Genomic DNA, 15,104 nt, shown 5'->3' on the forward strand with positions numbered 1-15,104 from the left:
TGACAATATGAAAAATGATTTTTGGTTTGATTTGACTACATCAATGCTGTGGACTGGTGGTGTAGTAGGGATTGTTCGCGCCGAATTAGAAATTGGTGCTTCTCTTGCGCGCATCTATCCTCAGATAAAATTCAGTATGTTCAAGAATGGAAAGTTTGTTGCATTAGCAAAAAGTGAAATTCCATGGATTTATACAGAAGGTAACGTTGCTGACGTCTATCTTGAAAATCGTAAAAGTTTAGCTCAGGAAAACAATAAAAATATAAATGCTTCTGAAGCCGACCTTAAAGTTGAGAATTTTTTAAAGTCATTAGAATCAGAGTTACCAAGTCGTGGACGTCGTTTTCAGCATGCACTGGCACTCGCTGTGGAAGCGACACCAACTCAGTATAAGCTCCCAATGCGGGTATTGGCGTGGTTGCCTAAAAAAGTGGTCGGCGGCGTGATCAACGCGAAAACACTGCTAAACCGTACTAATCAAAACGGGGCGTCAAACAAATCTTCAATAGGTTTGGTAGAAGATTCATCTTTTTCTCATCCTTATGGAGAAAAAGACGTAATACTCAGTGTCGGTTGGTCTGATAGTGGCAAAGAACAATTTTATACCAAAGTTAAAAGTCAAAACCCACATATCAAACTAGGGTATATGGTTTATGACACTATTCTAGTGGGCGATACAACACGACATCTATATAGAGAGGATTTAGAAGAAAACTTTAGAAGATATTTTCACTGGATATCAGAAAACTGTGACTTCATCGTGTATGGTGGCAACAGTCCTCAAAAAGATGGTATTGCTTATCAAAATAAACATGGCTGGACTTCTCCTCCTAGTTTATCTGTGCCCTATGGCGGCACGGACCCCGTACGTGTTAAAGATACTTCTAAAGATGCAGAGATTCTGTCACGCCTGGGTATTGAACGTGATTTTTTGATTACCGTAGGAACCATTGAGGTTCGTAAAAACCACGACGTGCTTTACAAAGCTATGGCAAAGCTAGCTGAGTCGGGTTTTGAGCCATTACCACAAATAGTTTTTGTGGGACGTCCAGGATGGCGAACTGAGGATTTGATAGATTCAATCAAACGCGATCCGCGCATTGGAAATAATATTATTATTACTTCCCCAAGCGACGAAGAACTCGATGTTCTTTACCGGAATTGTAAGTTTACCTTGCTACCTTCGTTGTACGAGGGGTGGGCATTACCAATGCCTGAAAGCTTCAGTTATGGTAAGGCATGTATTGCATCTGACATTGAGCCATTACATGAAATAGGCAAAGATTTTCCAAAGTATCTCAATCCTTTCGATGTTAACGGCTGGGTTGAAGGTATTAAGGACTATATTTCTCATCCTGATTCGCTCAGACTGGCTGAGGAGAGAATTTCTCAGGAGTGGCACTCAACAACCTGGTCTGAATGTGGGAAAAATGTCCTTGAGGCAGTAGAAGCGCTGAGTGAAAAGATCGGTGATAAAACCAACAGAAAGACTATTTGGTACGATTTAACACTTTCTTATGGGATGTGGCGTGGCGGGGTTACGGGGATAATCCGTACCGAGCTAATTTTAGCCCACTATCTTTCAAAGATAATACCGGGAATAAAGTTTTATGCTTTCCATGAAGATGCTTTCTTTGAAGTCCCACGAGACCGGCTGTTATGGCTATTTGAATCCGCTGATGTGACTTCACAATATGCTGCTTTTCAGCGTTATTGGGGAGAGGCCGAAGAGCAGGGGCGCGGTCACCGACTGCCATTCAGTGAAATGATACGTGATGTGTCAGGTACTGCCGCTGAAATTAAGAATGAAAATGTCACCGCGCCACGTCGTTCAGTGTTAAGTCATTACAGTAAGGCAGGTGCTTACTTAGTCAGTGCTTTACCTGCATCATTACGAAAAAAAGCGATAGATTACGCCGATCGTAAAGGATTGATCCCTGCCACCGCATCACCGGCAATTATTGCAAGTCAGTCCGAGCTTACCCCTGAAGAAAAAAACGAAGTCATGATTCAGGACGTAGCACAAAAGCTGAAAGGCGCAGCCCTGAAACTGCCTTTCCGTAAAAACGATATCGTTTTTTCAGCGGGGATCAACTGGGATGAGCGGCCTCTGATTGAGATTATTAAGGCCCGCCGGGAAATTGGCTTCATTTATTCGCAAGTCATATATGACATGACCCCACTGATTACTCCGCAACTGCATGCCCGGGAGGCTTTTGACTGGTATAACCGCTTCTACTATTTAGCTTCACTCGCCAGTAATACAATACTTTATGGTGGTGAGACAGCTAAACGTGATGGCCAGCTTTGGCAACACAGATTTAACTGGCCCATTACACAAGGGGTAGCAATTAAATTTGGGTCTGATATCGCGCCATCCCATGAACATACCAATGATAAAGAGATTTTAGCTAAACTCGGTGTTACCGGTGATTATATGCTATCTGTTGGTACGCTCGAAATAAGAAAAAATCACGAAGCGTTATACAAAGCCTATCTTCAACTGCTTGAAAAAAATGCAGATGATGTGCCGCAAATGGTGTTCGTTGGCGGACCAGGCTGGAAAGCCAAAGATCTGTTTGAAATTATTCAACGCGATAATCGCGTTAAAGGAAAAATTTTACTATTAAGGACTTCCGATCAGGAACTAGATGTACTTTATCGTAACTGCTTGTTTACCTTATTACCTAGCTTGTATGAAGGTTGGAGTCTGACGCTGCCGGAAAGTTTAGGCTATGGTAAATTCTGTCTGACTTCTGCGGTTGATCCATTAATGGAAACTGGTCGAGATTTAGTGGATTACGTTTCGCCATGGGATGTTACTAATTGGGCTGAAAAGATGCAGTACTACATTAAGCACCCATTGGCAGTGAAAAGCTATGAAGAGCGGATTAAAAACGAATGGGATACCGTGACATGGCAGGAATGTGCGAATACCGTATATAAAAATCTTGTCAATATCGAATCCGGCAAAAGGAGTTAACTGATGGAGTCACAAAGAGTATTAGTCACTGGCGGTTCGGGATTCATTGGCCGTTACTTAATGGCAGAATTGAAAAGTCATGGTGCAACGGTTCTGGGAACCTGCGTAGGCAATCCTGCCAGTGATGACTTTGTATCTGTCACCTTATTTGATAGAAAAAAACTTACGGAAATCATTGAAGAGTTTCAGCCTACCTGGATAGTCCATCTGGCAGCAATCGCATTGGTTACCCATGGTAATGTGGAACAAATCTATGCAGTAAATGTACTGGGAACAGAAAATTTATTTAATGCTGTGATGGATGCTGAAATTCAGCCTCCAACAATGTTACTTGCAAGTACTGCCGGGGTATATGGAAACCAATCAGAAGAGTATTTATCAGAAAATCTGCCTTACAATCCGACTAATCATTATTCGTACAGTAAAATGATTATGGAAATGCAGGCCAAAAGTTTTAGTGATAAATTAAAAGTACACATTGTACGTCCGTTCAATGTTATTGGCACAGGTCAGGCAGAATCATTCTTAGTTCCCAAGATCGTGAAGCATTTCCGTGAAAAGCGTGAGCTTTTACAACTCGGGAATATTGATTCGGTCCGGGATTATGTTGAGGCAAAAGGTTGTGCAACTATGATTGCTCAACTGATGGCTAAGCAACATCGCGATCCATTCACGCTCAATCTATGTACAGGCCGAGGCTGGAGTGGGCATGATGTTCTGGATACCCTCACCGAAATTAGCGGCTTTAGACCACGCATAGAAATAGTTAACAACTATGTGCGTAGTAATGAAGTGTGGCGTCTTGTTGGTAATCCCGAACAACTGCACAACTCATTAGGATTAAAACCTCATTTGCTTGATTTGAATCAGATACTGACATCAATGTACAACGCCTGATAAATAGAATGAGTGTAATGGAATGCGGCAAGAATTATTTTATATTCTCCTGATCTTAATCTTATTTATTATAGGAGCCTGGTACGTTTTCATCCTGGGCAAGCGTCTTGGTGTGGAAGCGAACGAATCCGTAGGATTTTCAAACTCTCTTGAAGTCTTGCGTGGGATTGCCGCATTCCTTGTGTTTGGTGCACACTCTACTATGAATTTTGGATATGCCAGAAACCAGGTGGTTGCTGCAGCCATGGGGGAAATTGGTGTCTTGTTATTTTTTATGCTCACTGGACACCTTTTTTGGGGACAGATAAAAGCGGGGGCATTTAAGGCAGAAAGTTTCTTTTACAAGAGAGCTAGTCGACTTGTGCCTGCTATGTTTGTCATGATTAGTTGCGTGATGTTGCTCGATTGGGTTACTCATGGACTAAGTCCGCCTAATAAAGACCAAATGTTAGCTCTGATCCGTAACTATGGGTTCGGTTTCGGCAGTGTAATTAATAGTGTGGGTGATGTTAATGATGTTTTCAGTAAAGACATGTTCCTGCGAATAAACAATATCTGGACTCTGCGCTGGGAGTGGCTTTTTTATTTCGTTTTACCGCTGCTCGCTACACTTAAAAGGTTCTCACTGGTTACTCTGTTCTCCCTTTTTGTCATTATCTTATTCATGCAACCGTTTCAGATAATGACCGGAACAACAGATATCGTGTTTATAGCAGCTTTTTGGTTAGGTGCGCTTACTGCAGAGCTTGAAGGGAAAAGAGAAGGTCTGCTGAGGATACTGTTTACCCGTATCTCTGGCTACATAATGCTCATCGCGGGTGTTTCACTGACTTTATTTTACCTGTTCCAAACTCCGCTGACACAGAAAAATGTCAGAGTACCCATTATGATCTTTACCGTATTCCCTGTATTCTTTTCCTTTGTAATAAACAAATGGCGACAGAATATACTGGTGAGCTGGAAGCCAGCACAGGTGCTGGGTAAAGTAAGCTATTCTTTTTATTTGTGGCATCTTGCAGTTAACTTCTATATTATAACAATAGCCAACAAGACAATCAAAAATCCGCAGGCATTACTGAGTTTTGTGTTAATATGCGCAGTGATGATGATTGTTGGTTTGACCATTTCAGTATTTTCATTTAAATACGTTGAAGATTACTTTCTGAAAAAGTCTCATCGAAAAGCCATCCTTAAAGGATAATTTTCATTGAGCGATTAGCTTAGCAATTTATTGAGGTTAGAATATGAAAATCGCAGTTGTAACCGGTATTACAGGACAAGATGGCGCTTACTTAGCCGAGTTATTACTTGAAAAAGGCTATCATGTTTATGGTACTTATCGTCGTACCAGTTCTGTAAACTTCTGGCGTATTGAAGAGTTAGGTATTGATAAAAATAAGAACTTACATCTTGTCGAATATGACTTGACTGATCTTGCTGCCAGTATTCGTTTGCTTAAAGACACTAAGGCAACGGAAGTATATAACCTGGCGGCCCAAAGTTTCGTTGGCGTTTCTTTTGACCAACCGGTAACAACTGCTGAAATCACAGGTATCGGACCACTTAACTTACTTGAAGCTATTCGCATCGTTAATCCTGAAATTCGTTTCTATCAGGCTTCAACATCGGAAATGTTTGGTAAAGTCCAGGCCATACCACAAATTGAAAGCACACCATTTTATCCTCGTAGCCCATACGGTGTAGCAAAGCTGTATGCTCACTGGATTACGGTAAATTACCGTGAGAGTTATAATATTTTTGCATGTAGTGGGATCCTGTTTAATCATGAATCCCCATTACGTGGTCGCGAATTTGTTACTCGTAAAATTACCGACACGGTTGCGAAGATCAAACTTGGTCTTACGGATGTTCTTGAGTTAGGTAATCTGGATGCGAAGCGTGACTGGGGCTTTGCTAAAGAGTATGTCGAGGGTATGTGGCGTATGTTGCAGGCCGAGCAACCAGAAACATACGTTTTAGCAACTAATCGTACTGAAACAGTTCGTGACTTTGTCACCATGGCTTTTAAAGCTGCGGGTATCAATATTGTTTTCTCGGGTAAAGATGAAGCTGAAATCGGTAAAGACGCTGAATCTGGTAAAGTTTTAGTGAAAATCAATCCTAAATTCTATCGCCCTGCTGAAGTAGAGCTTTTGATTGGTAATCCTGAGAAAGCTTTTGCCGAACTTGGCTGGAAACCTGAAACCACGCTTGAAAAACTGTGTGAAATGATGGTTGAGGCAGACCTTCGCCGTAATAAAGCAGGCTTTTCTTTCTGATTTAATATTAGCCCCGTAAGGGGCTATTTGGATTTTAGTGTGAAGATTATTATTTCTACTGATTCCATTAAATACCCGGTGACGGGTATTGCACGTTATGCATTGGAATTGATTAAAAACCTGAGTTCTATGCAAGATGTTAGTTCACTTAGGTTTATGCGCGGTATAAAAATTTATAATGAACTGCCAGAAATCCCCACTAATATTATAACATCGAACAGTAGAATAAAGTCACTGCTTCGAGATAGCCAGTTCGCTACAGATGTTTATAGATTAATTGTGCCATCCCTTAAGGGGAGGGCATTGTCTTCATATAAAGATTATGTGTTTCACAGCCCAAACTATTTTATTCCTAAAGGGCATCACAAATCTTGCGCTACTTTTCACGACCTTTCCATTTTTCGTTATCCTGAATATCATCCAAAAGGAAGAGTTCATTTGATGAAAAAGGAATTGCTTAGTTCTGTACGCTTAGCAAAGGTATTGATAACTGATTCCGAATATACCAAAAAAGAAGTTTCAGAGTATTTTGATTTTGATCTTGCCAGAATCATAGTGGCTCCTCTGGCAAGTAGCGGTGATTTTTATCCCCGCAATGAGTCAGAATGTAAAAATATCCTTAGTCAATACGGTCTTAATTATCGTCAATTTTCCTTTTTTGCGGGTACGATCGAGCCAAGAAAAAACATCAAAAATATACTGCTGGCTTATCAGAATTTGCCGAAACATGTTAGCACGAAATTCCCATTGGTGATTTCCGGATATAAAGGTTGGGAAAGTTCTGATTTGCATAAGCTCTTCGAAGCTGGAGAACAGCAGGGATGGGTAAAATATTTAGGCTATGTCAGTCAGGAAGCTCTCTCAGTTCTCTACTCTTCCTGCCGCGGTTTTATTTTTCCTTCTCGCTATGAAGGTTTCGGCTTACCTGTGCTTGAAGCAATGGCAGCAGGTGCGCCAGTAATCACGTCTAACGTTTCGTCTTTACCGGAAGTCGCTGGCGATGCAGCATTATTGATTGATCCTGATGATGTCGATGCAATCACTAAGAATATTCATTCTGTTCTGTTGGATGATGTTCTTTGCGACCAGCTTATTAAACGTGGTTTTATGCAAAATGAGAAATTTTCCTGGCAACGCTGTGCCAGAGAAACGTTTAAAGCCTATCAATTGGTTGATGCATGCGAATGATAAAAGTTCTTCACTGTTATAAAACTTATTATCCCGATACATTTGGCGGTATTGAACAAGTTATCTATCAACTTGCTGAAGGCGGCGTTACAAGAGATATCTCTTCAACAGTTTTTACCCATACGCCAAATGAGTCTGGGGAAGCTTCTCTTGATAATCATTTAATCATTCGTAATAAGACAAGTTTTGAAGCTGCTTCAACCCCTTTTTCTCTTTCCTCGTTTAAAAAATTCAGAGAGCTTGCTAATAAGTCAGACATTATTCATTATCATTTTCCCTATCCGTTTATGGATGTCCTGCATTTCTCGAATTTTACAAAAAAGCCATCGATCGTAAGCTATCATTCCGATATTGTTAAACAAAAGGCCCTGCTAAAACTTTATACACCATTGATGAATAGGTTCCTTTCCAGTGTAGATTGCATTGTTGCTGCATCACCAAATTATGTCGAAAGTAGCCCGATTCTGCAAAAATTTAAAGATAAAGTTAAGGTCATTCCCTACGGTCTGAATGAAAGTTTTTATCAAAACAATGACCCCCAGGTATTAGAAAAGTGGTCCCAGCGATTCCCTAACGGCTTTTTTCTTTTCATTGGGACATTTCGTTACTATAAAGGGCTTCATATACTCATCGATGCTGTCGCTGGTAGTGCTTATCCTGTTGTCATTGTTGGTGCGGGACCTATTGAATCTGAACTGAAAGCGCAAGCCCAGTCGTTGGGTATCGACAATATTCATTTCCTTGGTGCATTGCAGGATGACGATAAATCTGCATTATTACAGCTTTGCACTTGCTTAGTTTTTCCTTCACATCTTCGTTCAGAAGCTTTTGGTATTTCTTTGCTTGAAGGGGCTTTGTACTCAAAACCACTGATTTCAAGCGAAATTGGAACCGGTACTACTTTCATCAACATTGACGGTCTTACCGGTCTGGTTGTCCCGCCTTCAGACCCCAAAGCTTTACGCAAAGCTATGGATGAGATCTGGTTCAACCCAGAGAAGGCTCATACCTTTGGCCAGGCTGCTCAACAACGGTTCGAAAAACTTTTTACAGCTGACAAGATGATTGAAAGTTATGCAGATTTGTATATGTCTCTGTTAAATAAGTAAATTTCATCACTCGCTGCATTGCTTAAAAAGCATCAATAATTACCTCTTATCACCTCTCATGAGTTAACATATTGGTCACTTACTGAATGGTGTTACTGATAACACCTAGCGAGACCACAGACAGGAGTATGTAATGTCCAAGCAACAGATCGGCGTTGTAGGTATGGCAGTGATGGGGCGTAACCTTGCTCTTAACATCGAAAGCCGCGGTTACACAGTCTCAATCTTTAACCGTTCACGTGAAAAGACTGATGAAGTTATCGCTGAAAATCAGGGCAAAAAACTTGCTCCTTACTACTCCGTAGAAGAGTTTGTTGAGTCGTTAGAAAAACCCCGCCGCATCCTTCTGATGGTACAGGCAGGTGAAGCGACAGACAAAACCATCGCTTCACTTACGCCACACCTCGATAAGGGCGACATTCTGATTGATGGTGGTAACACCTTCTATAAAGACACTATCCGGCGTAATAAAGAACTGTCTGATCAGGGCTTCAACTTCATCGGTACCGGTGTCTCCGGCGGCGAAGAGGGCGCACTGAAAGGCCCATCGATCATGCCTGGCGGTCAGAAAGAAGCGTATGAACTGGTAGCGCCAATTCTGGATAAAATTGCTGCGCGTGCAGAAGACGGTGAAGCCTGCGTTACTTACATCGGTCCGGACGGTGCTGGCCACTACGTTAAGATGGTGCACAACGGTATCGAGTATGGCGATATGCAGCTGATCGCAGAAGCTTATGCGTTACTGAAAGGTGCGCTAGGTCTGAACAACGAAGAGCTGGCTAAGACTTTCACCGACTGGAACAACGGTGAACTGAGCAGCTACCTGATCGACATCACCAAAGATATCTTCACCAAGAAAGATGAAGACGGTAAATACCTGGTTGATGTGATTCTGGACGAGGCAGCCAACAAAGGTACCGGTAAATGGACCAGCCAGAGCTCCCTGGATCTTGGCGAGCCACTTTCTCTGATCACTGAGTCAGTATTTGCTCGTTACCTCTCTTCACTCAAGTCACAGCGTGTTGCAGCTTCTAAAGTGCTGAGCGGCCCTCAGGCGCAAGCCTTCACCGGTGACAAAGCTGAGTTCATTGAGAAAGTGCGCAGAGCACTGTATCTGGGTAAGATCGTTTCTTATGCTCAGGGCTTCTCTCAGCTGCGTGCGGCTTCAGAAGAGAACAACTGGGATCTGCATTACGGTGAAATCGCGAAGATCTTCCGTGCTGGCTGCATCATCCGTGCACAGTTCCTGCAGAAAATTACTGATGCTTATGCGACCGATGCTAACATCGCAAACCTGTTGCTGGATCCCTACTTCAAAAACATCGCTGATGAATATCAGCAGGCGCTGCGTGATGTTGTCTCTTATGCCATCCAGAACGGTATTCCAACGCCAACCTTCTCAGCGGCAATTGCATACTACGATAGCTATCGCTCAGAAGTGCTGCCTGCCAACCTGATTCAGGCGCAGCGCGACTACTTTGGTGCGCACACTTATAAGCGTATTGATAAAGACGGTGTGTTCCATACCGAGTGGTTAGAATAATATGATTCATCAGCCCGGCAAGCTAAGTGCTGGGCTGATAATTTTAAGTGACCCAATGTAATAACATTCACGTTCTGGTTTCTAATAAGTAAAATCAGGAAAGTCCATTTCTAATAAAAAAACTGACTAAGAAGATGATCAGCAAAGAAAAACATAATGTTGCAGTTGTTATACCATGCTATAACGAAGGCGTATCTATAAAAAAAGTAATCAATGATTTTAAAAGCAGTTTGCCCGAAGCTGCTTTTTTTGTATTTGATAATAACTCGATTGATAACACTATATTTGAGGCAAAAGAAGCGGGCGCGCAAGTTTTTTCTGTTCCTGAGCAAGGCAAAGGCAATGTTGTTAGACGAATGTTCGCTAACGTTAATGCGGATATTTATGTAATGGTTGATGGCGATGCAACTTATGATGCATCTTGTGCTCCGATGATGGTTGATAAGCTCATTTCTGAACGTCTGGATATGGTAGTTGGTGTACGTAAGCATGAGGATGAATTAGCTTACAGACCTGGCCATACTTTCGGTAACAAAATGTTAACTGGATGCGTTAAAAGTATTTTCGGAGGGAATTTCACCGATATGCTTTCAGGTTATAGAGTTTTTTCTGCTCGCTATGCCAAGTCATTCCCTGCAATGGCACAAGGGTTTGAAACGGAGACAGAGTTAACTGTACATGCACTTGAGCTAAGAATGCCTTATGGAGAATTTGTCACGCCTTATGGCGCCAGAATGGAAGGCTCCTCTAGCAAGTTGAGTACCTATAAAGATGGTTTGAAAATCTTAAAAATGATTATAAAACTTTATTCATCAGAAAGGCCTTTTGCATTCTTTGGTATTATTGCTGCATCTCTTTTTTTAATTAGTATCCTACTAGCTCTTCCTTTGGCATCGTACTATTTTGAGACCGGTTTAGTTCCTCGTTTACCCACTGCATTATTATCAACTGGCCTTGTAATTGTTTCTTCTTTTTCTTTTTTAGCCGGGCTGATACTTGAAAATGTCACCTTGGCACGGAGAGAGATAAAAAGGCTAGCCTATCTTTCTTTCCCAGTGTTGCCGCGAGGAAACGGCAATGCTAAATAAGAATGGAAAAGTATCGCGTTCAATTATTTTATTGTTTTTTTGTGCGGCAGCTATTATAATATTATTTCATAGCTTGATTTTTTCAGGCTTTAATGTTTTGCTTGGTGACCGTTTTGATGCGCTAATTGAGACCAATTTGCTGCTGCACTGGTTCAATGTTATACAAGGTAAAGCGGAATGGGATACAGTTGGCTATTTCTATCCCTTTGATAATACACTTGGATATAATGATGGCTATTTCCTATATGGTGTTATTTATTCAATTTTTAGGTTGTTAGGATTTGATTTATTCATTTCAACAGATCTGGTTAATATATCATTAAAAGTTATTGGGTTTTACAGCTTTTATTATCTAACTAACCGAGTGTTAAAGTTTGAATTTTTTGCCTCACTAAGTGGCGCTACAGCGTTTACTTTAGCGAATTCAATTTCAGTGCAAATGATACACGCACAATTATTAAGTGTGGCATTTTCTCCACTATTGACTTTTTTTATATTAAATTATTTTAAAGAATTAAAGCTCAATAATACCAGTAGATGTATATTTAATGGTGTTTTAGCTTCTTTATTGCTCGCGCTTTGGCTTTTTACAAGTTATTACATGGCGTGGTATTTTATTCTTTTTTTTGTGTTTTCTTTTGCTTTTTTTACCTTAATTTGTCTTAATGAAAAAGGAGGTGCGAGTAATCTTAGGCTTCGCTTTTCAATTAAGTCAGTCCTTTATCCCTTTTTGGCTTTAATCCTTTTTTTAGTGCCTTTCTTAAAGGTTTATCTACCAAAAGCCAGTGAAACCGGAGGGCAAACATTATCTGCAGTTGAGTCTTATGCTCCTGATATTTATAATGTGATCGATCCGGGGCAGTACAATTACATGTTTGGAAAATTAAGTGACTTTTTTTTCAAGAATGTAGAAACGTTAAGTCGATCTGGTGAACTCAATATAGGGTTAGCGCCTGTAAGTATTGTGATTTTATTTATAGTAACAATATTTTTATTAATAAGGAAAAATAAATCCATTGTCGAATGTTTAATTTCAGCCGTTTGCTTAGCTACTCTGGTTACAGCACTGTTTGCAATTAAATTTGGTGATATTTTTCTTTGGAAGTATATTTGGCAATACTTCCCTGGCGCAAAAGGAATGAGGGTTACAGCCCGATACTTCCTTTTTTTAATTTTCCCTGTAACGCTTGCTTCAACTTACTTTTTAGATAGATTAGCCCGCAAGAAAGGTGGGCTGTTGTTTTATGTATTATGTTTTGTATTGCTACTTGAACAAATAAATTTTGCTCCTAATGCGACTTTTAATAGAGCTTTCAGTAAAAGTTTTGTCAGTTCTGTCCATGTACCGCCTCAGGGATGTAATGCTTTTTACGTTGTGGGGCAACGTAAAGGTGAATTTCCAACAGTAACAGAAAATATTATTCTTTCCTTCTATCCACATAATGTTGATGCTATGTTGATTTCTGAAGTTTATAATATTAGGACAATAAATGGTTTTTCGACCTTTAATCCCCCCGGTTGGGATTTTGCTTTAAATCCAAAATCCACATATTTGGCGAGGGTTCAAAATTACATTAGCAAAAATAATATTTCTAAGGGGATGTGTGAATTTGATCTCGAGAATATGAAATGGACTGAATTTAAGGCCGATCAACCTATAGGAATCACCTCTAGAATTTATAATAAAATTGACATTAAGTTGTTAGATGTCTTTATTCCGAGTGATAGCAGTAAAAACTATCGTGCCTCAATAAGATTAACGAACCAATCCGAATTTGACATAGGAAGTGGTAGTTATAGACCGCTCAAGTTAGGAATTAAATTGTATAGTGCGGATGGGAAAATTATAAATCAAGACTATATGCATTTAGAGATACCTCATTTATCCGCAGGCGGGGGTGAAAAAAATATGAATATTGCATTGCCAGATGATTTTCAATCTGACGACTATATATCAATTTCCATTCTTGAAGAAGGTGTAGCATGGTTTGACTGGCTGGGTTTTCAACCACTTATTGTAAAATTTTGATTGCATGGAAAGGGCTTGCCCTTTCCTTAACTAGCGTTGGATCCAAATATGCGTTTTTTCCTTTTCGTTTTAGTTGGTGCTATGGGTTTTGTTGTTGACTCATCACTACTGTATGTTTTAAAAAACGAACTTGGGCTCTATATTTCTAGGGTTCTATCCTTTGTTTGTGCGGTCATAACAACTTGGGCTTTAAATAGGACAATTACTTTTAAAGATGCTGAGTCCGGGTTGCCTGGGTGGCAAGAATTCCTTAGGTATTTTAAGCTTATGTTAATTGGTGGATGTGTTAATTACCTGGCTTATGCGGCGGCAATTTACTTTTTTTCTGAGGTGAAATCATCTCCTGTTATTGCTGTGGCATTAGGTAGTTTATCTGGACTCTTTGTTAATTATCTTACTTCAAAGTATTTTTTGTTTAAAGAAGGAAAACTTTCAGAGTAAGAGGTGGTTTCACTTTATGTTTGGCATCCTTTTTTTATTTCTAATAATTCAATAGCAGTATTTCCTTATCAGCTGTTAATTACTGTGGGTGACATAGCATTTGAAAACAATTGAGGCCGCTTCTTACTGCGGCCTTTTTAGAAGTTTACCCCACTAACAAATCCCCGCTCCTCATCTCATCTTTCCCCGCCAGTCTTATCACCAGCATCCCCGCTGTCGCAAATTTGGCCCAGTGCCGCGCGTAGAGTACGCCGCCGAATTCTGCCACCAGTGGCGTCACATTGTCTGTAATCGGATCGACCACCTCCGCTACTACTTCACCAGGACGAATATGCGTGCCCAGCTTCTTACGGTGCAGAATCAGTCCCGATACTGGTGAGTGAATATATTCGCACGCAGCCAGCGGCGTGGCAGGGTGCTTAAGGGCAGGGGAAACTGCGCCTGCGCCTTCGCTGTGGCGCTTCTTAATCACGTCACTCTCTGCTGGCACATCCACCGCTTCCAGCGCTCTGGCCGCCGCGCTGTTCTCGGTCATGCCAGCGATATCCACGGCATTGGCCGTTACCTGCGTCAACTCGTCGCCGTCAATTACCGGCGCGGCGACTTCCGCCGACACGAGCAGGTTTTCCGCAGCAATATATCTCCCTTCAATCAGCGCATTGATAATCGCATCCGCATCTTTCTCCGCCTGTTCCGGCGATACATCGGCTACGCCGCGCAGTTCCAGCGTCACCGGCAGCAGGCCGCGCGGCATGGGGTAGTCTTTGCCAAAACGCTCAGCCAGCGTCAGCCAGGGTTCGCAGCAGGCTTCATCAAAAGGCTCACCGCCGGAGATCTGCGCCAGTAGCTGCACTTCACTGCCAAGCCAGCGCGCCAGCGGCTCAATCTCCGGCCAGGCGTGCGGTGTGGTGTAAAGATGCGGCAAGGCATCCCAGTCGCAGTGCAGATCAATCATCAGGTCTGCCTGGCTGGCCATGCGCATCAGGGTGAAGCGCTGGGCCTCCAGTTCGCTTTTGGCAATGCGGTCGCGGTAGTGACGATCGATGGCGTCGCGAATCAGTCGTTTGTTTTCATATTCACTCTGTGTCAGCGATCCCGCCAGTTCAGCCGCCAGCGTATCGCCCAGCGCCGGGAAGCGACGGTTAAAATCCTGACCAGAAAGAGTATGAAAACGTCCGAGGTGAGTGCCGTGCCAGTGCTGACCCAGCGCGAGCGGATTCGCGACCGGCACCAAAGTGACTTTGGCTTTTAGCTTGCCCGCCGACTCCAGCGCCAGCAGCTTTTGCTTGAGATACCACGCCACTGCCATGCCCGGCAGCTCATCGCCGTGCAGCGCCGCCTGAATATACACCCGCTGCTGTGAGTCGGTGCCAAAGTGGAAGCTGACAATTTCCCGCTGGGTGCCCAGCGTCGCGCTTAACAAAGGATGATGTTGTTGTTGCATAACGCAGTCGATGTCCTGTGTCTGGGGCACGCTCGTGGCCGCGCCGCATGAAATTGATGAAGGGAATTATAGTTCTGCTGGAAAAAGGGCGGCAAATGCGCCG

The 15,104-nt window shown here is 42.0% G+C and carries 11 protein-coding genes; 10 read left to right on the forward strand and 1 reads right to left on the reverse strand.

The annotated features are described in order from the left end of the window. Positions 1-7: 7 nt before the first annotated feature. The 10 genes from C1Y42_RS07690 to C1Y42_RS07735 all read left to right on the forward strand — a co-directional run bounded on the left by C1Y42_RS07690 (position 8) and on the right by C1Y42_RS07735 (position 13,557). Positions 8-2,983: a glycosyltransferase gene (locus C1Y42_RS07690; protein ID WP_158251394.1), complete on the forward strand. Its 2,976-nt coding sequence runs from the start codon at positions 8-10 to the stop codon at positions 2,981-2,983. Positions 2,984-2,986: 3 nt separating this feature from the next. Next, complete coding sequence (locus tag C1Y42_RS07695; protein ID WP_104093128.1) at positions 2,987-3,880, forward strand: NAD(P)-dependent oxidoreductase; 894 nt, start codon at positions 2,987-2,989, stop codon at positions 3,878-3,880. Between the two features lie 22 nt (positions 3,881-3,902). After that, on the forward strand, positions 3,903-5,081 hold the full coding sequence (locus tag C1Y42_RS07700; protein WP_104093129.1) for an acyltransferase: 1,179 nt from the start codon (positions 3,903-3,905) through the stop codon (positions 5,079-5,081). A gap of 43 nt (positions 5,082-5,124) precedes the next feature. Further along, the gene (gene gmd, locus C1Y42_RS07705) at positions 5,125-6,159 is read left to right on the forward strand and encodes a GDP-mannose 4,6-dehydratase (RefSeq protein WP_104093130.1); all 1,035 of its coding nucleotides are present in this window, start codon (positions 5,125-5,127) and stop codon (positions 6,157-6,159) included. Between the two features lie 39 nt (positions 6,160-6,198). After that, entirely contained in the window at positions 6,199-7,347 is a 1,149-nt protein-coding gene (locus C1Y42_RS07710) for a glycosyltransferase family 1 protein (protein ID WP_233210690.1), read from the forward strand. Then, a complete protein-coding gene (locus C1Y42_RS07715; protein ID WP_104093131.1) occupies positions 7,344-8,456 on the forward strand; it encodes a glycosyltransferase family 4 protein in 1,113 nt (370 codons plus the stop codon). Before C1Y42_RS07710 ends, C1Y42_RS07715 begins: the two co-directional genes overlap by 4 nt. A gap of 133 nt (positions 8,457-8,589) precedes the next feature. Further along, positions 8,590-9,999 (forward strand): NADP-dependent phosphogluconate dehydrogenase, encoded by a 1,410-nt coding sequence (gndA, locus tag C1Y42_RS07720; RefSeq protein ID WP_104093132.1) that lies wholly within the window; start codon positions 8,590-8,592, stop codon positions 9,997-9,999. A gap of 134 nt (positions 10,000-10,133) precedes the next feature. Next, on the forward strand, positions 10,134-11,087 hold the full coding sequence (locus tag C1Y42_RS07725; RefSeq protein ID WP_104093133.1) for a glycosyltransferase family 2 protein: 954 nt from the start codon (positions 10,134-10,136) through the stop codon (positions 11,085-11,087). Next, on the forward strand, positions 11,077-13,116 hold the full coding sequence (locus tag C1Y42_RS07730) for a hypothetical protein (protein WP_104093134.1): 2,040 nt from the start codon (positions 11,077-11,079) through the stop codon (positions 13,114-13,116). Before C1Y42_RS07725 ends, C1Y42_RS07730 begins: the two co-directional genes overlap by 11 nt. Positions 13,117-13,164: 48 nt before the next feature. Then, positions 13,165-13,557: a GtrA family protein gene (locus tag C1Y42_RS07735; protein ID WP_104093135.1), complete on the forward strand. Its 393-nt coding sequence runs from the start codon at positions 13,165-13,167 to the stop codon at positions 13,555-13,557. A 145-nt stretch (positions 13,558-13,702) separates the two neighbouring features. Here the strand turns inward: C1Y42_RS07735 and C1Y42_RS07740 are convergent, their stop codons facing one another. Next, positions 13,703-15,001 (reverse strand): succinylglutamate desuccinylase/aspartoacylase family protein, encoded by a 1,299-nt coding sequence (locus C1Y42_RS07740; RefSeq protein ID WP_104093136.1) that lies wholly within the window; start codon positions 14,999-15,001, stop codon positions 13,703-13,705. Positions 15,002-15,104: the final 103 nt, after the last annotated feature.

The sequence above is a fragment of the Pantoea sp. ICBG 985 genome, from assembly GCF_002928365.1.
Lineage (GTDB): Bacteria > Pseudomonadota > Gammaproteobacteria > Enterobacterales > Enterobacteriaceae > Pantoea > Pantoea dispersa.